This window comes from Chelatococcus sp. KU-N122 (genome assembly GCF_055391085.1).
On the sequence record NZ_AP043981.1, the window covers coordinates 5,791,540 to 5,812,285 of the forward strand.

The 20,746-nt window shown below is 65.4% G+C and carries 17 protein-coding genes and 2 tRNA genes; 10 read left to right on the forward strand and 9 right to left on the reverse strand.

Annotation, left to right across the window (positions count from 1 at the left end):
• Positions 1 to 74: 74 nt before the first annotated feature.
• Positions 75 to 1,166 (forward strand): class I SAM-dependent methyltransferase, encoded by a 1,092-nt coding sequence (locus ACZ5PO_RS26045; RefSeq protein WP_464197047.1) that lies wholly within the window; start codon positions 75 to 77, stop codon positions 1,164 to 1,166.
• 308 nt (positions 1,167 to 1,474) lie between these two features.
• On the opposite strand, the gene ACZ5PO_RS26050 is transcribed toward ACZ5PO_RS26045, so the two are convergent.
• Entirely contained in the window at positions 1,475 to 2,119 is a 645-nt protein-coding gene (locus tag ACZ5PO_RS26050; RefSeq protein ID WP_464184949.1) for a glutathione S-transferase family protein, read from the reverse strand.
• A gap of 133 nt (positions 2,120 to 2,252) precedes the next feature.
• Between ACZ5PO_RS26050 and ACZ5PO_RS26055 the strand changes: the two genes are divergently transcribed.
• The 3 genes from ACZ5PO_RS26055 to ACZ5PO_RS26065 all read left to right on the forward strand — a co-directional run bounded on the left by ACZ5PO_RS26055 (position 2,253) and on the right by ACZ5PO_RS26065 (position 8,622).
• The gene (locus ACZ5PO_RS26055; protein ID WP_464184950.1) at positions 2,253 to 3,281 is read left to right on the forward strand and encodes an LLM class flavin-dependent oxidoreductase; all 1,029 of its coding nucleotides are present in this window, start codon (positions 2,253 to 2,255) and stop codon (positions 3,279 to 3,281) included.
• Positions 3,282 to 3,454: 173 nt separating this feature from the next.
• Positions 3,455 to 3,775, forward strand: a complete 321-nt coding sequence (locus ACZ5PO_RS26060; RefSeq protein WP_464184951.1) for a trypco2 family protein — start codon at positions 3,455 to 3,457, stop codon at positions 3,773 to 3,775.
• 11 nt (positions 3,776 to 3,786) lie between these two features.
• A complete protein-coding gene (locus tag ACZ5PO_RS26065; protein WP_464184952.1) occupies positions 3,787 to 8,622 on the forward strand; it encodes an nSTAND1 domain-containing NTPase in 4,836 nt (1,611 codons plus the stop codon).
• 403 nt (positions 8,623 to 9,025) lie between these two features.
• Here the strand turns inward: ACZ5PO_RS26065 and ACZ5PO_RS26070 are convergent.
• Together ACZ5PO_RS26070 and ACZ5PO_RS26075 are read right to left on the reverse strand one after the other, a co-directional pair.
• Positions 9,026 to 9,102 (reverse strand) — tRNA-Arg (locus ACZ5PO_RS26070).
• 62 nt (positions 9,103 to 9,164) lie between these two features.
• Positions 9,165 to 9,470, reverse strand: a complete 306-nt coding sequence (locus ACZ5PO_RS26075; protein ID WP_464184953.1) for an ETC complex I subunit — start codon at positions 9,468 to 9,470, stop codon at positions 9,165 to 9,167.
• 466 nt (positions 9,471 to 9,936) lie between these two features.
• Here ACZ5PO_RS26075 and ACZ5PO_RS26080 point away from each other — a divergent pair, with 466 nt between their 5' ends.
• Positions 9,937 to 12,204, forward strand: coding sequence for a TonB-dependent receptor (locus ACZ5PO_RS26080; RefSeq protein ID WP_464184954.1), 2,268 nt, complete (start codon positions 9,937 to 9,939; stop codon positions 12,202 to 12,204).
• An 8-nt stretch (positions 12,205 to 12,212) separates the two neighbouring features.
• Positions 12,213 to 13,475, forward strand: coding sequence for an MFS transporter (locus ACZ5PO_RS26085; protein WP_464184955.1), 1,263 nt, complete (start codon positions 12,213 to 12,215; stop codon positions 13,473 to 13,475).
• Here ACZ5PO_RS26085 and ACZ5PO_RS26090 read toward each other — a convergent pair.
• Entirely contained in the window at positions 13,470 to 13,697 is a 228-nt protein-coding gene (locus tag ACZ5PO_RS26090) for a hypothetical protein (protein ID WP_464184957.1), read from the reverse strand. The two genes, ACZ5PO_RS26085 and ACZ5PO_RS26090, sit on opposite strands and share 6 nt — an antisense overlap.
• Before the next feature lie 406 nt (positions 13,698 to 14,103).
• Here ACZ5PO_RS26090 and ACZ5PO_RS26095 point away from each other — a divergent pair, with 406 nt between their 5' ends.
• On the forward strand, positions 14,104 to 15,105 hold the full coding sequence (locus ACZ5PO_RS26095; RefSeq protein WP_464184958.1) for an acyltransferase family protein: 1,002 nt from the start codon (positions 14,104 to 14,106) through the stop codon (positions 15,103 to 15,105).
• 227 nt (positions 15,106 to 15,332) lie between these two features.
• Here ACZ5PO_RS26095 and ACZ5PO_RS26100 read toward each other — a convergent pair whose 3' ends face one another.
• The 5 genes from ACZ5PO_RS26100 to ACZ5PO_RS26120 all read right to left on the reverse strand — a co-directional run bounded on the left by ACZ5PO_RS26100 (position 15,333) and on the right by ACZ5PO_RS26120 (position 17,387).
• Positions 15,333 to 15,737 carry a lysozyme inhibitor LprI family protein gene (locus ACZ5PO_RS26100; protein WP_464184959.1) on the reverse strand — a complete coding sequence of 135 codons (405 nt, stop codon included), beginning with the start codon at positions 15,735 to 15,737 and terminating at the stop codon, positions 15,333 to 15,335.
• Positions 15,738 to 15,838: 101 nt separating this feature from the next.
• Positions 15,839 to 15,915, reverse strand: a tRNA-Pro gene (locus ACZ5PO_RS26105).
• A gap of 81 nt (positions 15,916 to 15,996) precedes the next feature.
• Positions 15,997 to 16,398, reverse strand: a complete 402-nt coding sequence (locus ACZ5PO_RS26110) for a hypothetical protein (RefSeq protein ID WP_464184960.1) — start codon at positions 16,396 to 16,398, stop codon at positions 15,997 to 15,999.
• 129 nt (positions 16,399 to 16,527) lie between these two features.
• A complete protein-coding gene (locus ACZ5PO_RS26115; RefSeq protein WP_464184962.1) occupies positions 16,528 to 16,887 on the reverse strand; it encodes a hypothetical protein in 360 nt (119 codons plus the stop codon).
• A gap of 104 nt (positions 16,888 to 16,991) precedes the next feature.
• The gene (locus ACZ5PO_RS26120; protein ID WP_464184963.1) at positions 16,992 to 17,387 is read right to left on the reverse strand and encodes a hypothetical protein; all 396 of its coding nucleotides are present in this window, start codon (positions 17,385 to 17,387) and stop codon (positions 16,992 to 16,994) included.
• Between the two features lie 428 nt (positions 17,388 to 17,815).
• Between ACZ5PO_RS26120 and ACZ5PO_RS26125 the strand changes: the two genes are divergently transcribed.
• The 3 genes from ACZ5PO_RS26125 to ACZ5PO_RS26135 all read left to right on the forward strand — a co-directional run bounded on the left by ACZ5PO_RS26125 (position 17,816) and on the right by ACZ5PO_RS26135 (position 20,706).
• Complete coding sequence (locus ACZ5PO_RS26125; protein ID WP_464184965.1) at positions 17,816 to 19,534, forward strand: ArnT family glycosyltransferase; 1,719 nt, start codon at positions 17,816 to 17,818, stop codon at positions 19,532 to 19,534.
• Positions 19,535 to 19,621: 87 nt separating this feature from the next.
• Entirely contained in the window at positions 19,622 to 20,368 is a 747-nt protein-coding gene (locus tag ACZ5PO_RS26130; protein WP_464184966.1) for a glycosyltransferase family 2 protein, read from the forward strand.
• A complete protein-coding gene (locus ACZ5PO_RS26135) occupies positions 20,368 to 20,706 on the forward strand; it encodes a lipid-A-disaccharide synthase N-terminal domain-containing protein (RefSeq protein ID WP_464184967.1) in 339 nt (112 codons plus the stop codon). The genes ACZ5PO_RS26130 and ACZ5PO_RS26135 overlap by 1 nt, the downstream gene beginning before the upstream one ends.
• Positions 20,707 to 20,746: the final 40 nt, after the last annotated feature.

The following is a 20,746-nucleotide window of genomic DNA, read 5'->3' on the forward strand; positions in this document are numbered from 1 at the left end:
GGCGCCGTCGCTAGCAGGGCGGCGTGGTCGGGTCGGACAACATGACAACGGAACAAGGAGAGCTGCATGACGTGATGCAGCTCAAGGAAGCCGATTGGCGAAAACCAGCCTTCTCAGCTCAGCTCGCCATGGCGCAATCGCTTCGTTGGATGGTGGATGAATTTGTTGTTGCAGATGGGCACATGACAGTAAGGGGATGGTTTTTATCCCCTTTCTATCCGGCAGAAGCCGCCAGATTTCTTGTCAATGATCGGGATATAGTCGCAGCGAGTTCCTTTTTTCCCGGTGAAGAGGCTCTTCGGGTCTTGATACCTGAATTGCCGCGGGATGTGGCCTTTCGATTTCAGGTTGATCATCCTGTGTCCGACGATCAACTTTTTCTGTCACTTAAGTTTTTGCCATCGGGGAAAATGGATGATCGCGCCGTCGATGTGAGCGCTTGGTATCTTTTGAACCCGGCGCGAGAAGACGATCCCTTGCCCGGAGGCGACAATATTTATCGGGTTATCGCTAGTCGGGACACACTTATTTTTAGATTAGGAGGGGCTACCACCGCCAACCGCATAGCGAATTATCTGAAACAGGTACATGACCGCGCCCTTGCTGATATGGGCCCGATACTCGATTGGGGCTGTGGATGTGGCCGTGTTAGCCGGTACCTTAAGAAACTTGGTTGCCAGGATCTCCACGGTGTGGATGTCGATGACAAAAATGCTGCGTGGTGCGCAGAAAATCTAACCGGAGTTGCTGTTAAAGCAATTGATCTTCAGCCGCCGTTACCTTTTCCAGATGCTCATTTTGAATTGATAATTGGCGTTTCAATTTTCACTCATCTGCGCGAGCAAACACAGTTTGCGTGGCTCGAAGAGTTGGCGCGCGTGTTAAAGCCCGGCGGTTTCGCAATGGTCACCGTCATGTCCGAGGGGCTGGTTGCTCTACACGGAGGTAGTGCTGCTGCTATAGAGAACATTCGGCGCGAGGGTTTTGTTGTAGCAGACGAAAATGATCAGATTAGATTGGGTGATGATGTCGAAAATTATTATGTAAATGTGTATCATTCGAGAGCATATCTCTATGATAATTGGAAAGTATATCTAGATATCGTGGACATTGTTCCTTTTATGGGACTGCATCAGGATTTGTTAGTTCTGCGGCGACGCCAATAGTCTCGTATGGCCGACGAGCTGCATCCGGCACAATGGTCGGCGTTGCACCGTTTTTCCCGGGCCGGGGCGGAAGCCGGTACGATGCCGGCCCCGCTTGGCCCCCGCACCGTTGGAAGGCGGCGCCTTTCGGCGGCCGTGGGCGGGGAGCGAAGCTGGCGACCCCCGGCAGGGCGCGAACCTGCGGCATTCTGCTTAGAAGGCCGACGCCTTAGCCAGTTGAGCTACGGGGCCATGCCCCAACTCTTTGCCTCCGGGCTGCTTCGCGATAGGATCAGAGCACCGGCCGCAAAGCGCTCGCGAGGGCGAATTTAGCTGGCCGGGGCGTTGATCGCCAATTGCGCGGCGAATGCCCGCCGGTAGGCTGGCCGTGCCTCGCCGCGGGCGACATAGTCGGCCAGGTTCGGGTACTCGTCCAGGAGACCCGGCATGCGGAAGCGTAGCAGCACCGACACCATCATGAGGTCGCCTGCGCTGAACGCTCCGTCGAGCCACTCGGCATCTCCCAGGCGGATGGACAATTGCCCCAGCCGGACGCGGGCGCGGTCCATGACCAGCGGTAGGCGTTTCTGCGCCCACGGCCTATCGCCCTCGATCATCCTAGCGATTGTGAGATCGAGGATTGGCGGCTCCAGCGTGTTGAGTGCTGCAAACATCCATGTGACCGCCCGCGCCCGGGCACCTGCATCCTTCGGCAGCAGGCCCTCATGCTGCTGCGCGATGTGAAAGACGATCGCCCCTGTTTCGAACACAACGAGACCACTTTCCTCATAGGTCGGAATTTGACCGAAGGGATGCAGCGCCAGATGCTCGGATTCCTTCATTCCTTGGAGCGAGACGAGGCGAACGTCGTAAGGCTGGCCCACTTCTTCGAGCGCCCAGCGAACGCGCGTATCACGTGCCAACCCTTTGCCGCCATCGGGTGACCGTTCAAAGGCAGTAATGGTGGGGATCATCGCGTCCCTTTCCTAACTTGAGCCGACGGTTCTGGCGCTACATGATGACGAATGAGCTTGTCGGAAATCGACATCGTGCTTCGAACATCGCCGCTGAAGGGACGATCGCCGGACGCACCAAGGAGAATGCGGAATGAAGTTCTCGATCATGTTCAGCTTCGTCAACCCGCCGGACGCCGCGTCGACACATCTCGACACGTTCCGCGAGCTCGATCGCTTGCTTCCTCTCATCGAAGAGCTCGGCTACGACGCCTTTCATACGACTGAACACCATTTTCAGTTCAACGGCTGGGCGCCGAGCCCGCTGATGGTGCTGGCCAAGGCGGCAGGCCTCACCAAGAGGATGCGGCTCGTGACCGATGTCATGCTGCCGGTCTTCTACGAGCCGCTGCGTTTGCTGTCGGACCTCGTCACGCTCGACAACCTCAGTGACGGGCGGCTGACCCTCGGCGTCTCGCCGGGCTACGCCAAGGAAGAGTTCGACGCCTTCCAGGTGGACTACGACCGCCGCTTCGCGCTCTTCGAAGAGACGATGGATTTTCTCCAGCACGCCTGGGCCAACCCGGACGACATCGGCTTCTCCGGCAAATTCTTCACCGTTCCGAGCGGCGCGATCATGCCCCGGCCGGTGCAGCCGGTTCTGCCCATCTGGTACGGCGTATCCGGGCCGAAGCTCCTCGTGCGAGCGGCCAAGCGCAAGGTGCCGGTCACGGCCTCCCCACGTCACACCATCGACGAGCTGAAGGGCCAGTTCGAGCGCTACACGGCGGTTGCTGCGGAGCACGGCTATGTCCCCGCAGAGCGCCCGGTGATCCGTGAATGTTTCGTCGCGGCAACGACCGAGGAAGCGGAGCGGATCGCCGGCCCTGCCGTGACGCACCTGTTCAGCCTCTACGGCAAGAAGTCGGCCGAGGGGCAGCGCGAGCTCCGCAACGACCGCGGAGAGCTGATCACGGACGCGGCGGACGTGGACTTCCGCACCTTCGCCTCGCGCTACGTCATCGGCGATCCCGAGGTGGCCAAGGCCGGTATTGCCAAACTGATCAGCGAATTGAAGCCGACCGAGATCAACCTGCGCATGCAACTGCCCGGCGTTCCAACGGCCGACTTCGAAAAATCGATCCGCCTTTTCGCCGAGAAGGTGATGCCCGCATTCAAGTAGAACCAGCCGCACAGATCGACGGCGGGGCGCCCCAGCGGCGACGCGCCGACGGCCTCACGCAGCCCACGCGCGCCGCACGACGGCCGCACCGTGCTCGGCGGGGAGCTGATTTACAATCCAGTTCAAGAGCGGCACCATCGTTTTGGAAGGCGCACCGATGCAAGGGGGGCCACATGGCCACGATCGAGCTCAGCGACTACATCGAGGGCCTGCGCAACGAATTTCAGCGCGCGATTGAGAGCGGCGAGGGCCGCGATCTACGATTTGTCACGGAAAAAATCGACCTCGAGGTCGCGGTTTCCGTCGAACAGAACGCCGGCGGCAAGGGCGAAGCCAAGTTTCGCTTCTTCGTGTTCGACGCGAGCGTCGGCGCGGACGGCAAAGTCGCAGCCAAGAACACGCAGACGCTCAAGCTGTCGCTGGTTCCCGTCTACAAGGGCAAACGTGCGCCGGACTTCTTCATCAGCGAGGAGGGCGACGCGACCGCAGGCTAGGCGCAAGCGCCGTGGCCGACCATAAGTGGACGCCGATCGACGACCGCGTCGTCGAGGTCAAGGTGCCGCTGGCGGGTGGCAAGGAGCGGCTGGGAACCGGCTTCGTCGTCGCGCCAACCCGCATCCTGACCGCGTTGCACGTCGTCGTTGGGCGCGATGCGATGCGCGCGGATACCTTGATCGCACAGCCACCGCAGATCCTGGTGCGTGCGCTGGGGGACTTTCGGCGGCGCTTTGGCGACACCCGCGACGTGCTGCGCGACCGAGGGTTCGAGCGGCTCAAGGCCAAAGCCAACGGCGATTATTTGTGGCGTCCGGCCAAGCTTCTGTGGCCGGAGCCCGCCTCCGAGATCCCTCGCTTCGAATTCGCCGTGCTTGAGGCAGCAGCTGGCGAGGAGGCTCTGGCGACGCTGCGGGCATCGCCCATGCCGTGCGCGTGGCCGATTGACGAGGTCCGCTGTCGCGGCTGCGGCTTTGCAAGCTGGAACCGCCTCAAGATCTCAGACGAGGTCACGTTAACCGAGATCGCGCCAGTCAGAGGGCGGGTTGAGCCGGCGGCGGGCCGAATCCAGTCCCTTCAGGGCTTGACGATTGATGGTGCGACCCCGCCGGCCGGCGACGAGTGGCAGGGGTTGTCGGGTGCTGCGCTGTTCGACGAATGGCACCGACTGCTGGGCATCGTGTCGACGAGCAAGCCATCGGCGCAAAATAGCGGTCTGGGCGTCAGCCTGCTGGCGGATATCGCGGAGCCGTCCGAGTTCGAGGCGTTCTGGACGGCGTCAGGCTTGACCAAGCCTGTGGCCGATCGGCCGGCGCCCGTGGCACCGGAGGGCGGTATCCCGGAGTGCCCCTATCCGGGCCTCACCCACTTCACGTCGAATGATGCGCCCGTGTTCTTCGGCCGGGAGCGAGCCGTCGACAGGCTGGTGGCCGCGGTCAACGGGCGCAGTCTGACAGCGCTCGTCGGCCCGTCGGGAAGCGGAAAGTCCTCCGTGGTGCTGGCCGGGCTCGCGCCGCGACTTCATCAAGGGGGCAAGGGAAGCTGGCAGTTCAGCAGCTTTCGCATTGGCGCCGATCCCGGCAAGGATCCGTTCGCGGCACTGGCGCGCGCCCTGACCGCCCTCGGTGCCGAACCGTTCGCCGATCCGCAAGGGCTTGCCCGCAATCTGGAAGGCGGGGAGCGCGCGCTGCGCGACGTCCTCGCCGATTGCCGCAAGGCCAATCCCGGCAAACGAATACTGCTGATCGCCGATCAGTTCGAAGAGGTGTTTACGCTCGTCGACGACGAGGCTCGGCGAAATCGGTTCATCGACGTGCTCCTGTCCGGCTTCCCAGCGTCGTCGGAGCGGCCGCCCGTGTCCTTGATGCTGACGCTGCGCGCAGATTTTTACGGCTCCGCGCTGCGCCACCAGCCTGGATCGGCGGATGGGCCGTCGCTCTCCGATGTCCTGCAAGACTGCGTCGAGAACTTGGGACCGATGACGCGCGAGGAGCTTCGCGCCTGTATCGAGAAGCCGGCCCAATTGCGCGGCGTATCGTTGGCTCCCGGCCTCGCGGACACGTTGCTCTCCGAGGTGGAAAGCCAGGCGGGCCTGCTCCCGCTGCTCGAGTTCGCGCTCCGCGAAATATGGAGCCTTCAGGTCAATCGCCAGATCACCTACGCCGCCCATTGGTCGATCGAAGGCGTGAGAGGCGCCCTGACGAAACGCGCCGAGCAGATCTTCGACCTCAAGACGGATAATCAGACCGATCAGGCGGCGATCGAAACGTTTCGGCGGCTGTTCACGCGCCTGGTGAACGCCGGCGAGGGTCAACAGGACACGCGCCGTGTCGCGCGCCGCCACGAGCTCGGCGATCGGGCCTGGAAGCTGGCTCAAGACCTGGCCGGAGAGGAAAACCGCCTCGTCGTGACCAACTCGTCCCAGGCCGAGGAGGAGACCGTCGAACTGGCCCACGAGGCCTTGGTCCGCCATTGGCCGAGGCTGGTGAAGTGGATCGAGGACGACAGGGATTTCCAGTCCTGGCTGCGTCAGGTCGGGCCGGCCGTTCGGCTCTGGTCGGCGGATCGCAACGACGATGCACCGCTCCTTCGCGGTCGCATGCTCGCCCACGCCCTTGGATGGCTCGAGAGCCGACAGGGCGACTGCAGCGCCGACGAGGTCGCCTTCCTCCAGGCGAGCGCGGACCTTCAACGGCGCGTGGACGCCGAACACGAGGCGAGGCGACAAACGGAGATCGAGCGGGAGCGACATCTCGCCGTTTCGCAATCCCTGCGCCTTGCCATTGCCGCGCGAACGGTGATCGGCACGGCGCCCGAGACGGCGCTGTTGCTGGCAGGCGAAGCGATGCGCCACGACTGGAACCCCGTCAGTGACGAAGTCCTCCGCGAAACCCTGGAATTGACCCAGGCTCAGGTCGCGAGCTTGAGCACACGCGAGCAGCCCGTCATTGCGGCCTGCTTCGACGCCGAGGGGCGGATCTTCACCCTCTCTCGCGCCGGTCGCGTGCGCCAATTTGATGTCCACGGCCGCCTGTCCTTCGACTTTCAGATCGAACACAGCTCCATCGTCTGCGGCTCACTCAGCCCGGACGGGCGAGCGTATCTAGCCGTTGCCGCCGATGGCACGGCACAGCTCTACAGGACAACGGGCGAGAAGGTTGCCGCGCTGCCAGCGTGGAAAGAGGTCGATCGCTACAGCCGACCGACCGTCGAATGGAGTTCCGATGGGCGCCATGCCCTTTGTGCGGATAGCAGCGGCGCCTGGTTTTGGACGCTCGGGACACACGACGTCACCGCTCCCTGGAGCAATCGCGAGTCCTTTAACGCGCTGCTATCGCAATTCGACGCGAACAAAGAGCACACCGACGAGCAGGTTGCAGCATTCCGTGAACAGATGGATCGGCTGCACGACGAGGGCCATATCAGGCGCGTCTTCGATGCGGCGCTCAGCCCCGATGGCCAGGTGATCGCAACGGCGTCCGAGGACGGCACCGTCCAGTTGTGGGATCGTGTGGGACGCCACATCAAGACATTCGCTGATGCTAAAGGAACAGGGCTGATATCGGTTGCCTTCTCACCACCGGACGGCGCTCGGCTGGCGGCGGGCAGCATGGACAAGGCCGCTTGGCTTTGGCACCGAGACGGTGGGCTCATCGCACAACTGGAGGGTCACGGCGCCGACGTCGCTCGCGTTGTCTTCAGTCCGGACGGAAACGTGCTGGCGACGGCCGTCGATGGCGGCGGGATCCACGATGGCGCCATCCGCGTCTGGGACCGGGATGGGCACTTTCTGCACGCGCTGACGGGCCATACCGACTACATCAGTGCGCTGACGTTCAGCCTGGATGGCCGGCTCCTCGTATCGGGCTCACGGGACTGCACGATCAGAGTCTGGACATTGGACGGGACCTGCCTGGCGCTCTTGCACGGGCATGTCGAGCCGATCGAGTCAGTCTCATTGGATCCGACCGGCACGCGCGTGCTGAGCTTGGCGCGGGACGGCGAGGCGCGATTGTGGCGGCTGGCCACGGCAAGCCCGAACCTCCTGGTGAAGGATGACGGCATCGTTTACGCAGCAGCCTATTGGCTGAGCGACACGCTGGTCGTTACGTCCATGGCCGAACGAGCGACGATCGTCTCGCGAGCCGGCGACGGCATGACGGCCGCGACGCTGCCGGGACGGTCCGCCTGGTGGGTCGGTGCAGACCGCGTCACGATCGCGGCAAACCGGTTATGGACCGTTGAACAAGATCACGACGAGAACCGTGTTCACGTCCGGTGCATCGCCCACGACGACGGCGATTTCGTCTCGCAGGCGACGTTTGTGGACGAAGCGGCGGATGCAGACGACAGCCTGCGCGCGCTGCTTCCTTCGCCTGACGGGGAGGGCGCCTTGGTCCTGCGGAGACGCACCGCGCGGCTGTACACCGTCGGCGACGCAGGCGCGACGATGCTGGATGGCCCGAACTGCAATGCGCGCGAGGCACCGAGCGTCGATTTCGCTGCTTTCAGCAGCGATCGCGTGCACGTCGTCACGGCATCGATCAACGGCTCGCTCTGGCTCTGGCGTCGGACCGGCGAGCTGGTCCGTGCGCGCCTGATCGACGGCAGTTCCGCGCGCGACAATCTGTTCAGCATCGACCTGTCCCCACGAGGATGGCCACTGCTCACGACCATCAGGGGCCAGGCCGATCTGTGGGATTCGACGCTCGAGCATGTCGCGACGCTGCGCTGTCGAACGAACAAGGTCAGGCGCGGTCTCTTCAGCCCCGACGGCGGCCGCCTGCTCACCATCGGAGAGGCTGCCTATCCGGACCTGCGGCTGTGGGACTCGAGTGGACGGTTCATAGCAGCTGTTCCGACCGAGGGGGCGGTGGATGCCGACCGCCTCGTGTTTGCCCCGGCGGCGCCTGTCTTCGCCTACCCGAACGATCGCACGCTCCACGTTGTCGATCTTGACGGGAAACCCGTCGCGCGCCTGGCAACGGCGCTCGACAAGTCGATCCGCGTGTTTGCGTTCGACCCCACGGGGACGAAGGTCGCCATCGGTTCTTACGGAACCGATATCCAGGTGTGGAGCTTGGACGACGGTGGACGGCTGCTGACGACGTTGAGGGGGCATTCGAGCGAAATCAACAGTTTGCAGTTCAGCGGCAATGGCAAGCGACTGCTGACCTCATCGTCCGACGGCACGGTGCGGCAGTTCACCGTCGAGACAGGCGATCTGCTCGCCGAAGCCGAACAACGGATCGCGAGAACACTCAGCCGGGAGGAGATTGACCGGTACGCCGTCCCGCTGCCCCTGCTATTCCGGCCGGCGCTCGGATCGGCCGAGCCAGGACACTAGGAGCGTCGATCAGATGGAATCATCTGATCGGTTAGAAATGTTCCAAGTCTTTGAATTTGGAGCGCAGTTGAGCGTCCGCGACGTCGCCGGCCGCCAGCGGAGCGCCCTCCAAGCGCATCGCCGCCGACCGAGTGTCGTTGGTGAGGAAGCAGACACCGGCCTTCAGATGCGGCTGCAGAATGAGGTCGCCGTGGACGCCCAGCTCCACCAGGGATGACAGGGTGATCGTGGTGTGCTGCCGCCGACCGCCATCGCGAGCTGAGCGCCCCCCGTTCGCGGAAGCTCGGCATGCGATCGGGCGCAAGCTTGCCGCCGCGTAGCCGTGTCGCAAGTCTTCATGGTCAGGGCGGCTGTTGGCTGCCGCCTGTCCCAGCCTTTCAGTCGGGCAGTCGCGGCCGCGAAGTGGCGACCCCGGCAGGGCTCGAACCTGCGACATTCGGCTTAGAAGGCCGACGCTCTATCCAGCTGAGCTACGGGGCCTGGCGTTCGCGGTGCGAGGTGGAGCTGTCCACCCCGCGCGCCCTTCACCTATACCGGACCGCTCAGTGGGTCCATTGGCCGATGCGGTTGAACTTGAAATTGTCGGAGTAGGACATCGTCCGGTGGTGCACCTCCTTGGGCTCCTCCACCCGGTAGGCGATGCCGTTGCGCTCCGCATAGGCGATCGCTTCCTCCTTGGTGTCGAAGCTGAGGCGGAGCTGCTGGCGCGTGTCGGCCGAGCTGGTCCAGCCCATCAGGGGCTCCACCTCGCGCGGCGTCTCCGGATCGAAGATCAGCATCCAGCGCTTGGTCTTGGCGGTGCCGGATTGCATCGCCGTGCGGGCCGGCCTCAGAATGCGCGCGGTCATGGTCGTCAACCTCGATTGGCCGTCGATCGGGCGGCTCGGCCCCGCTGGGCGGCCCGGCGGGAACCTTGTAGCCGTTCCAATCCACCTAGCACCGCCGCGGGTTCGTGACAAACACCAGCGCGGGCGCTGATCCGTTTCACCGGAGCGCGACCACCTTCTGCGCTGAATCGGGTCCACCGCGGCTCGGGACCCTGGCGGTGGACGGCTCCCGGCCTTCGCGGCGAAAAATCGGACTGGCGCGAATAAGTGTTGGACTCACGCGAATAGATGTGTGATTTTCTCGCAACTGGCGCGCTCCAACGTATGCCGCCGCAAAAATAAGATCCATTCTAAAGTCTTTATAAACGACATTCTAAATCAGACGATTGAGCGTTTGTTTGTATTGCTTCTAGTCGAAGCGCAAGTCCCGGCCATGTTGACCCTGCACTGATGAGCGTTACTCCCACGTAGAACCGTGGGGGACAAGATGATCACGACTAAGCTGGCCGGCCGTCGCAAGGTGATTGCCAACTATGCCGCCGGTGCCGGTTGCATCCTGCTGGCAGGCACGCTGACCGGCCCGGTGCATGCGCAGGACGCGGCCGCGCCGGCCGCCAATAACGTCACGCTCGACGAGATCACCGTCACCGCGGCGCGCGCGGCTCGGCCCGTCGAGGACATTCCGCAGACGGTCCAGGTGATCGACCGCACGGAGATCGAGAAGCAGCTGGCGTTGAGCCCCAGTGCCGCCGGCGCCCTGTCGCGCCTGGTGCCCGGCTATTCGGCGTCGACCCAGACGGTGTCGAGCGCGTCGGAAACGTTCCGCGGCCGTGATCTCCTGGTGATGGTCGACGGCGTGCCGATGAACTCGCCCCTGCGCGACGTGTCGCGCATCCTCGGCCTGATCGACCTCAACAGTGTCGAGCGCATCGAGGTGGTGGCCGGCGCCTCCAGCCTCTATGGCGCCGGCGCGACGGGCGGCACGGTGAACTTCATCACGCGCAAGGCCACCGACGGTGCCCCGACTGTTGGCGTCAACGCCGCCGTCCGAGCCTTCACCGCCAACGTCGGGCCTTCGCTGGCGCCGGAGCTCTCCGGCTCGCTGAGCGGCAAGGTCGGCGGCTTCGACTATCTGGTCATCGGCAGCGGACGCGCCGCGGGCCGCACCTACGACGGCTCCGGCCGCGAGCTGCCGTCCGACGCCATGCTGGGGCAGGGGGGCGGCGACCGCTTCCAGCAAGGCAACCTGCTCGCCAAGCTCGGCTATGACTTCGACGCCAGCAAGCGTTTCGAGGTATCCGGCAATCTGGTCTATTTCGATCAAAGCCCGCAGTGGATGACGCTCTATTCGCCACCCTTCGCCCGGCCTGACTTCGGCAATCCCTACACCGGCGAGAACGTCCTCGAAAATACGCAAAGCCTCTCGGCCCGCTACACCGACAAGGACTTTGCGCTCGGAAGCCTGAGCATCCTCGGCTACTACAACAACATCGAGAAGCGCTTCAATTTCTCGACGTTCTCGTACCCGTACAACAGCCTGGTCTACTACTCCTTCCTGCCGAGCAGCCCCACCAGCCCCTACAATCAGACCACCCTGTACTCCCAACGCGGCGGCCTGAACCTCACCATCGATACGCCGCTCGACACGATCTGGCCCGGCGCCAAGCTCACCTGGGGCGCCGACCTCATCCGCGAGAACACCCACCAGACGCTGACCAACGGTCAGGACGTGTTCACGCCGCTGGGCCAGACCACCTATGCCGGCTTCGGCCTCCTGCAGGTGCCCGTCGGCGAGCGGCTGGTGCTGCGCGGCGGCGTCCGCTACGAGTACTTCGACCTCAACGTCGACAATTTCGTCCGCCCGGCCGCCTATACCGGCATCGCGGCGCGCACCCCGCTGGGCTACCAGACCTACGTGCTGCCCGCCCTCAACGTGACCGGCGGCAACTTCGACTATTCGGCGCCCACCTTCAACGCCGGCGCCACCTTCAAGCTGACCGAGCGGTCGGAGATCTACGGCGGCTTCTCGCAGGGCTACGCCCTGCCGGACGTGGGCGCCTTCACGCGCCGGGCGGGCCTCTCCACCGCCTACGCCTGCACGGTGGCGCGGCCGAACTGCCTGCGCCCGGGGACCAGCATCAGCTATGCCTCGATCGGCCCGGAGGCGCAGATCGTCAACAACTACGAGATCGGCGTCCGCGGCAGCGTTGGGCCGGTCAAGGCGAGCCTCGCCGGCTACATCAGCACGTCGAACGAGGGCGTCACCTTCGATCCACTGACCAACCAGATCTCCCAGCAGAAGGAGCGGATCTGGGGCCTGGAGTTCATCGGCGAGTGGGCAGTCAACGACAACCTCACGCTCGGCACCAACGCCACCTACCGCGATGGCCGCTACGACAGCAACAAGGACGGCCGCCTCGATAGCGCCCTGCCCAACAACCGCATCGCCAGCCCCTACCGCGGCACGCTGTTCGGCGCCTATCGCTTCGACAACGGGCTGATGATCCGCCTCGAGGGCGAGGCCTTCTCCGGCCGCAACGAGCGCATCGACCTCTCCGGCACCCGCTACGAGATCAAGCCCGGGGTGACTGCCAACGCGCTGGTGACCTACCCGATCGAGAAGGGCGAGCTCTACATCTCCGCCAACAACCTGCTGGACGCGACCTACCAGAACCCGACCGCGACGTCGGTGCGCAACCTGCCGGTCTATTCCTGGGGCCGGACCGTGACGGTCGGCTTCCGCACCACGTTCTGACGTTGCCGATGTCCGCGCCGCTGGTCAGTCACGAGAGGGGAGGGACGGGTGCCGTCGGCCAGGCCGCGGGCGGCCGCGGGCGGCTGCGGCTCTTCGGCGTCCTCGGCGGGCTCTACATGGCCCAGTCGATCCCGTCCTATCTCTTCGTCGCCGCCATTCCGCCGATCATGCGCGAGCAGGGGGTATCGCGCACGGCGATCGGCTATCTCAGCATCCTCATGCTGCCGCTGGTGCTCAAGTTCCTGTGGGCGCCTATGGTCGACCGGGTGCGCCCGGTGGCGCGCGCGCACCGGGCGAGCTGGGTGTGCATCACCCAGGCCGGCGTCATCCTGGCCATCCTCGCCTTGCTCGCGGTCGAACCCACCAATGTGCTGGCCATCATCGCCGTCGGCTCCTGCGCCTCCCTGCTGATCTCGACCCAGGACATCGCGACCGACGGTTATGCGGCGAAGTACCTGCCGCCCGAGGACCGGGCGATCGGCAATGCCATCCAGGGCGCGGCGGTTGCCTTCGGCGTGATCATCGGCGGCACCCTGGGCCTTGTGCTCTACCATCATGTCGGCTGGACCTTGATGATCCTGACCGTCGCCGGCTTTTCCGTCGTGCCGCTCATTGCGGCGCTGGCGATGCGGGAGGGCGACGCTGCTTCACCGGCCGCGGCGCGGCCATCGCTTCGCGCCTTTCTGGCGCGCCCGGAGGCGCGCCAGATCCTGTGGATTGCGCTCACCTATCGGGCGAGCGAGGGGCTGGTGAAGGCCATGGAGGGGCCCTACCTCGTCGATGCCGGGGTGCCTCTCGACGTGATCGGCCTCATCTCGGGCCTGGCGGCCACCACCGTCGGGCTGGTCGGCGCAGCGCTCGCGGCCTGGCTCATCCGCCGCTCGGGCGTACCCACGGTGCTCGGCCTGCTCGGCGGGCTCCGGACGCTGTGCTTCGCCTTGTTCGCCCTGCACGCCTATGGCGCGCTCACCGGCCATTGGCCGCTCTTCGGCGCCGCGTTCTTCCAGACGCTCATCCGCTACATGGAGATCGTGGCGCTCTACAGCCTGTTCATGACGGTGACCTCCAGCGATCAGCCGGGGACGGATTTCACCATCCTCGCCTGTGCCCAGTTGGTGGTCTATCTGATCGGATCGATGCTGTCCGGCCGCATTGCCGACGCCTTGGGCTATGGGCCGCTGTTCGGCCTCTGCACCGCGCTGTCGGCGGCTGCCGTCGTGCTCGCCATTGCGCAATTGCGGGCGATGGCGCCGTCATCCGGCAGGCTATAGCCGCAGCTTGACGGGCTCGCTGACGAGGGCCACCGCGCCGTTGCGGTGGTCGGTCTCGAAGGCGGCATAACGCAACGCCGCCTCCCGGTCGCTGAACAGGCCGCCGGCCCGGCCATGGGTCTCGGCGGCGATCCAATGTCCGTCGTGGTCTCGTCCCACGACGAAGGAGATGCCGCGCGAGGGAGGCTCGGCGTCGTTGCGGCGGTGAAGCTGGATCGTCATCGTCTTGCTCACTCGATATCGCGGCCGGAATGGGGGCCGCAGCGACAAGATGCGGTGGGGCGCATCAAGGATCGAGACGCGGTCGAGGCCGAAGACATAAGGCGCGCATAAGGGGCCGGCGGGCGACGGCGCAAGCTGAGCCACGCCTGTCCGGCGCTTGCGCCCGATCCGTTCCAGGCCCCGCCCCATCGGACGTTCGGCTAGGGCGGGATGATTTATCTTCGAATCATCATCCTGCTCTCAATCTTTGTTTTGAGCATGATCTCATCCAAAAACCGGGGTCCACTTTTGGGGATCATGCTCTATGGGTCTCTCCACAAGACGGATGCGCACCGCCCAACGCGGTAGCTGGGCGTAGGCTCTGTTGACCTTACGTTAGCTTGCACCGTCGAAGCTGGAACCGGCCATGAGTGGACGCAGCGGCGAGCTGTACGGGCTTCAGATTCTCCGCGCCGTCGCGGCGTTGGCCGTGGTCGTGCACCATAGCCTCGAGATGTCGCAGGGGGCTGCGCGAGGGCCTTTCACTCCGGATTGGCTGACGACATGCGGCGCCGCTGGCGTCGACATCTTCTTCGTCATCAGCGGCTTCATCATGGTGTACGTGAGCTTTCCGCCCGATCGCCGGCCGGAGCTGCCGCGAGCCTTCCTGGTCAAGCGGGTCGTGCGGATCTACCCGTTGTATTGGCTCTGCACGGCATTGGTCTTGCTAATTGTTGCCGCCGGGTTCCTGAAGAACCAAATGTATGATCTGACGGCGGTCATTAATTCTGTAATATTATTGCCAGGGCGGAAGATTAGTTCGATGGCATGGACGCTGTCGTGCGAAATGTATTTCTATATCGTATTTTCCGTCTGCCTTCTGCTGGCGGATGTCTATGCATCTTCGCTGGCGGTCATCGCCGCCATCGTGGCAGGGATGGTTCTCGGCCGTTTCCTGCCGGCGTCGACCTTCAGTGATTTCATCGGCAACCCGATCGCCCTGGAATTCTGCTTCGGGCTGGTTCTCGCGCTCCTCGTGATGCGCGGAGGCCTCCGCGTGCCGCTACGCCTCAGCGTCGTCGGATTCGTGGTGCTGGCCGCAGCTCCGGCCTTCGTTCCCCATTCCAGCACCAACGGCCTGTCGGACGCCGCCCGCGTCCTCGCCTGGGGACTGCCGGCCGTGCTGATCGTCGCGGCCTTCATTTCCGTCGCGGCCCCTCGATCGGCCGTGGCCCGCACGGCGGTGTTCTGGGGCGACGCCTCCTACTCCCTCTACCTCACCCACGCTTTCGTGATGATCGCGTACGGGTGGCTCCTCAAGTCCACCTTCGTCGGAACCATACCCCAGATCGCGGTCGTCCCGCGGTGGTGGCCGTCAGTATCGTCGTCGGGCTGGCGAGCCACATGGTTGTCGAGCGGCCGCTGGTGAGCCTCGGCCGCAAGCTCACGGACCGCCCGCGTAACGTGGGCGGTCCGCGGCCGGCACGGAGGGAAGGGCCGCCGATCGATGGGGAGGAGGCCGACGCACCGCCGCGGCTCGCGGCGACGACCGCCGAGGCCGAGCTTCGCTAGAGCAAGTCTCGATCAGATGGCCTCGTCTGGTGGGGTAGACGTGCTCCAAGCCCTTTCATCTGAAGCGCGTCTCGCCCGGGACGCTTACTTGCCAGCGGGAACGGGACAGCTCATGTCCCCTTCCTCGCATTTCAGATAGCCCTTCAGGTCGCTCGTCCGTGCTTTCGTCAGCTTGTCCAGGCACATCGCATGGATCATCGGATATACGGAGCCGCCGGCCGAGCCCGATGACGAGAACGTGCACTCGGCATCACGGAACGCCACCCACGCACGCTGCGCGGTGACCAGCAGCTTGGTCGTTTCGGCATCGTCCTTCAAACGGTGCTCGATATGCTTGTACAGCGCATTCAGCTCGGTATCCGACGCCTTGAACGACTTGCCGGCGCATTCGTCCATTGCTCCCTGGCTCGTCGCATTGGCGCATTCGTCGGCATGCAGGCTGGATACGGGCGCGACCGCCAAACAAAGGAGCAGGAGAAGTCGCTGCATCTGAGTCTCCGAAAATCCGGCTCTGGAGGCTCGCGGGCACCCGCTCCCGCGGCGACGTCCAAACGGGTTGAAAAAATAGTGAATAATTTCAATGGATTGTTTGGTCGGGGCAGCAGGATTCGAACCTGCGACCCTCTGCTCCCAAAGCAGATGCGCTACCGGGCTGCGCTATGCCCCGACATTCGAAGAACGATGGTCCTAGGGCTTTCGCAGGCCCGATGCAACCCCGCCCGATCCCCCGCGAGCCCGGCACGTGCCGTCAGCGGACCGTGCCGGCCCCGGTCGGCGCGATGCTGATCCGCACCTCGACGCTGCGGTCGCTCTTGCCGTCGACCACGTCGTAGCCGACGGCGTCGGTCCGGCTGCCGGGCCGGGCCTTGTACAGGATGTCCTGGACCGGGATCTCCTTGCCGGCGCAGGCGCCGGTCTTGGAGACGACGCGCGCCTTCTGGATCCGCAGCGCGCCGTACCGGGGCTTCCGGGTGATCCTGATCTCAGGTGCAGGCCCCAGCGTGCAGCCAGGCCCCACGTCCGCATGCATGGCGATGCGTGTGAGCCGGCCGGCCTCGACCTTGGCCGTGACAGCCCGCGGTTCCGCAGCGGCCGGCCCGATGGCGGCGGTAAAGGCGATCATGGAGATGGCGATCAACTGGCTACGCATCATGAACTCCCGTCGATCGCGGCGCGCACGCCGGACCCTGCTGCTCCTGGACCATTTCGCCATTGGATGAGATCACCCAATTGCGAAGCGCTCTAGACCGTTCCGAGCCAGGGGGGAATGGCCGGAGGCCTAGCGCTGCCCCTCCTGGGCCATGACCGTACGGACGATCGCGGCATATTGGCTGCGGGCCTGCTCCTCGCTGATCTCGCCGCGGGCGATTTTCTCGGCCAGCGCAATGTTCTGCGCGACCAGGATGCGCGAGATTCGCTGCTCCTGCGGACTGGCGTAGGGAATAATGTACTGCTCGCGCACCGCTGCCTTGCACTTGGTCACCTCGAGGACCGAGGTGCTGCTCGCGTCGCAGCGGGCGAACTCGGCCTTGGCGGTGGCAGCGTCCTGCGCCTGCGCAGCCTTGATCTGGGCCGGCGTGAGCCCTGCCAGCTGACGTCCGCCGGTGGACGCGGACTGGCAGGCGGTCAAAAGTGTCAAAACGGCGCACGCGCTAAGCAACTTGAGCATGTTCGGCCCCCACTTGTTCGCAGTTCGGTGTGTATCGTCGATGCCCGGAGCGCGCCACCCCGGCCGCCCGAATTCTAGGCGGGGGGAGATGGATCGCGCCGGACGGCGTCGATGGTCTGGGTCAGGATGTTCTCGGCGTCCTGGGCGTGCTGCATCCATAGATTGCCGGAGTGTGGCGAAATTGTCCTACGGCCGCTCCTCTGGCGGAAGGGCTGCACGTTGCGGCGAATGCGCCGCTCCAGGAAGGAGTCGAGGTAGTCGATGCCGTAGATCTCCACCAGATAACACAGCGTGTCTTCCAGACCGGCCCGTAGCACCAGGGCCTCGGCCGACGAGCGCCGCTCCTCGCGGCTGGGAACCGTCGGGCGCGCCGCCGACGGGAGCGCCCTGCGGCGATTGAGCCACACGCCGACGCCGGCACCGCCCGCGAAGAGGGCCGTGAGGAGGGCGATGATTGTCGGCTCGAGCATCGACGCGACGGCGGAGAATCAGGTGTGACTGACGCCGACAGGAAATCAAGTCGAGCGGCCTTGCACAACTCTGGACGGCTGTATTCCGCCATTCGCGGTCCGGCCGGGAACGAATCGCGCCCGTTGAGTTGGGGCGCCGCCCACGCTAAGAGGCCCGGCAACCCGGCAGGCCGTACGCCTGCGGCGCCGCGGCCGTGGTCGGTCGGGGGGTGAGGGTGCATCGGCATCGAGATCCCACCTTGGATCGATCACATGCCCTAGACAGACATTTGCGGACCGGAAGACGGTTCGCAAATTTCAGCTAAGACTTTTCAAACGCGGCAGGATTCTCCGAGCCCCCCGGTTGGACGGGTTCGGAAATCCTGCTGAGGGCACGGTGCCGGCGCCGATCACGAAAATGGCGCGGTTGTGCAGGAGCCATTGACCGCATGATATCCGGTCCATCTGACGCCATTGCGAAGGTCGCGATTGCGCCCGCCGGCCGCGTCCGGTCGTGGGCGGAGGCGACGCTGGCCACGCTCAGCGCCTCACACCTGCGCGCCGTGGCGGCGCTCGTGCTGCTGTCGCTCGTCTGCTTTCTACCGGGCTTCGTATCCTTGCAGCCGATGGACCGCGACGAGCCGCGCTTCGCCCAGGCCACCAAGCAGATGCTGGAGACCGGCGACTATGTCGCCATTCGCTTCCAGGACGAGGCCCGCAACAAGAAGCCCGTCGGCATCTACTGGCTGCAGGCGGCATCGGTCGCCGCGGCGGAGGCGCTCGGCCTCCCGGACGCCCGCACCACGATCGCGGTTTATCGTCTGCCCTCGCTCCTCGGCGCCATCGCCGCGGTGCTGCTGACCTATTGGGCTCTGCTGGCGGCCGTGGGCCGTCGCGAAGCGCTGCTGGCGGCCGCCTTCATGGCGGCGACCGTGCTGCTGGGCGTCGAGGCCCGTTTTGCCAAGACCGATGCGGTGCTGACCGCCTGCTGTGTGGCCATGATGGGGGGGCTGTTGCGCGCCCATCTGCGCCAGACACCCCTGTCACGCGGCACGCTCGTGCTGTTCTGGGGCGGTCTCGCCCTGTCGATCCTGGTCAAGGGGCCGGTCGGCCCGATGATCGTCGGGCTGCCCGCGCTCGCGCTGGCCCTGCGAGAGCGGTCGGGCCGGTGGTTGCTGGCGCTGAAGCCGCTGCTCGGCCTCGTCGCCGTGCTGCTGCTGGTGCTGCCCTGGTTCATCGCCATCACCATCGAGACGGGGGGCGATTTCTTTGCCGAGGCCCTCGGCAAGGACCTGCTGGGCAAGGTCGGCGCCGGCCAGGAGCGGCACTGGGCGCCCCCGGGCACCTATCTGCTCGTCTTCTTCGGCACCGCCTGGCCGCTGGCGCCTTTCGTCGCCATCGCCAGCCAGAGCTGGTGGCGGGAGCGCCGCGACGACGTCGTGGCCTTCGCCCTGGCCTGGGTCATCCCGGCGTGGCTCGTATTCGAGGCCGTGCCGACCAAGCTGCCGCACTACGTGCTGCCGCTCTATCCGGCCCTGGCCCTGCTGGCGGTGCGTGGCATCGCCGCCGGCGACGTCACGCCCCGGCGCTGGGGAGCGCTGGCAGGCGCAGCCCTGCTGGTGCTGATCCCGCTGGCGGCGCTCGTCGCCCTGCCGGTCGTCGGTCTCCAATTGGATGGCACGGTGCCCTATGCGGCAGTGCCCGTCTTCGCCTTGTCGACGGCGCTGGCAGCGGTCGCCTGGCTGGCGTTCCGCGCCGACCAGGTATGGCGCACGGCGCTGTTGTCGATCGCCGCGGCGGCCATCTTCGCCGTCGGCCTGTTCGGATCGGCGCAGGCACTGCTGACCGGGCTCAAGCTGTCGCCGCGGCTGGCCGCCGCGGTGAACGGGGTGCCGTGCGGATCGCCGCAGACGGTGACGGCGGGCTACCGCGAGCCCAGCCTGGTGTTCCTGGTGGGCACGGGGCTGGTCATGGCGGACGGCGCGGGGGCGGCCAATTTCCTGGCCCAGGAGGGGTGCCGGGTGGCGCTCGTTGCCGCCCGGGAGGAGCCTGCCTTCACCGCCCGGCTGCGGGCGCTCGGCCTGACGCCGGCGCTGGTGACGCGCGTGGTGGGCTTCAACATCAACAGCGGCAAGCGGCTTGACGTGGGCGTCTATCGCAGGCCTTAGAGCATGATCCCAAAACGTGGATGCCGGTTTCCTTGCGCCGATGGGCCGTCTGACGCAGGGTGCGCGCCGTTTCGAGCAAGGTGATCAGTGGCGAGCCAGCCCGTCGATATCGTCCCGCGCCTGAGCGTCGTGGTGCCCGTCAAGAACGAAGCGGATAACGTCGCTCCCTTGATGGTGGAGATCGAGGCCGCGTGCGCGGCGCTGGGCCCCTTCGAGGTGATCTACGTCGACGACGGCTCGACCGATGCGACGGCGGCCGTGCTGAGTGAGCAGGCGGCGGTGAAGCCGTGGCTGCGGCGGCTCAGCCACGACTATTCATGTGGGCAGAGCGCTGCCATCCGCAGCGGCGCGCTGGCGGCGCGCGCGGCCATTGTCGTGAGCATCGACGGCGACGGGCAGAACGACCCCGCCTTCATCCCCGATCTCGTCCGGGCCCTGGACGCCGGCGGCCCGTCCATCGCGCTGGCGGCGGGCCAGCGCGTCGGCCGCAAGGACACGGGCTTCAAGCGCTTTCAATCACGCGTCGCCAACGCGGTGCGCAAGACCGTGCTGAAGGACGGCACCCGCGATACCGGCTGCGGCCTCAAGGCGATCCGTCGCGAGGTGTACCTGCGGCTGCCTTACTTCGATGCCCTGCATCGTTTCGTGCCGGCGCTGGTGCGGCGCGAGGGCTACGGCGTCGTCCTGGTCGACGTGATTGACCGGCCGCGGCTCGCCGGCCAGTCAAAGTACGGCTTCTTCGACCGGCTGTGGGTCGGCATCGTCGATCTGGCTGGCGTGTGGTGGCTCATCAATCGGCGCCGCAAGCCGCCGCAAGTCCGGGAACTCGACTGATGCTGATCCGCTTGTCCCACGACGTCGGCGGCTACCTCTATGACGTGTTCATCGCCCGCTTCGACCTATGGCTGCTGCTGGGCATCATCGGCCAGCTCCTGTTCGGGATGCGCTTCCTCGTTCAATGGATCGCCAGCGAGCGGGCCGGCCGCAGCGTCGTTCCGGTCGCCTTCTGGTTCTTCTCCATCGGCGGCGGCCTGATCACGCTGGTCTACGGCCTCTATCGGCGCGAGCCGGTGATCATCCTCGGCCAGGGTCTGAGCCTGTTCATCTATCTGCGCAATCTGGCGCTGATCCGCCGCAACCGGCAGGCCACCGACGTCGCGGAGACCGGCTGAGAGCCCTCCGCATGCCGTTCGTGGGGGGAGGCAGACGGCC

Excerpts from the sequence above, each read along its gene's own strand:
- ACZ5PO_RS26055 (WP_464184950.1), top strand. The coding sequence starts at position 2,253 with ATGAAGTTCTCGATCATGTTCAGCTTCGTCAACCCGCCGGACGCCGCG.
- ACZ5PO_RS26050 (WP_464184949.1), bottom strand. The coding sequence starts at position 2,119 with ATGATCCCCACCATTACTGCCTTTGAACGGTCACCCGATGGCGGCAAA.
- ACZ5PO_RS26100 (WP_464184959.1), bottom strand. The coding sequence starts at position 15,737 with ATGCAGCGACTTCTCCTGCTCCTTTGTTTGGCGGTCGCGCCCGTATCC.
- ACZ5PO_RS26075 (WP_464184953.1), bottom strand. The coding sequence starts at position 9,470 with ATGACCGCGCGCATTCTGAGGCCGGCCCGCACGGCGATGCAATCCGGC.
- ACZ5PO_RS26045 (WP_464197047.1), top strand. The coding sequence starts at position 75 with ATGCAGCTCAAGGAAGCCGATTGGCGAAAACCAGCCTTCTCAGCTCAG.
- ACZ5PO_RS26085 (WP_464184955.1), top strand. The coding sequence starts at position 12,213 with ATGTCCGCGCCGCTGGTCAGTCACGAGAGGGGAGGGACGGGTGCCGTC.
- ACZ5PO_RS26095 (WP_464184958.1), top strand. The coding sequence starts at position 14,104 with ATGAGTGGACGCAGCGGCGAGCTGTACGGGCTTCAGATTCTCCGCGCC.
- ACZ5PO_RS26090 (WP_464184957.1), bottom strand. The coding sequence starts at position 13,697 with ATGACGATCCAGCTTCACCGCCGCAACGACGCCGAGCCTCCCTCGCGC.
- ACZ5PO_RS26125 (WP_464184965.1), top strand. The coding sequence starts at position 17,816 with ATGATATCCGGTCCATCTGACGCCATTGCGAAGGTCGCGATTGCGCCC.
- ACZ5PO_RS26080 (WP_464184954.1), top strand. The coding sequence starts at position 9,937 with ATGATCACGACTAAGCTGGCCGGCCGTCGCAAGGTGATTGCCAACTAT.
- ACZ5PO_RS26060 (WP_464184951.1), top strand. The coding sequence starts at position 3,455 with ATGGCCACGATCGAGCTCAGCGACTACATCGAGGGCCTGCGCAACGAA.
- ACZ5PO_RS26120 (WP_464184963.1), bottom strand. The coding sequence starts at position 17,387 with ATGCTCGAGCCGACAATCATCGCCCTCCTCACGGCCCTCTTCGCGGGC.
- ACZ5PO_RS26110 (WP_464184960.1), bottom strand. The coding sequence starts at position 16,398 with ATGCGTAGCCAGTTGATCGCCATCTCCATGATCGCCTTTACCGCCGCC.
- ACZ5PO_RS26135 (WP_464184967.1), top strand. The coding sequence starts at position 20,368 with ATGCTGATCCGCTTGTCCCACGACGTCGGCGGCTACCTCTATGACGTG.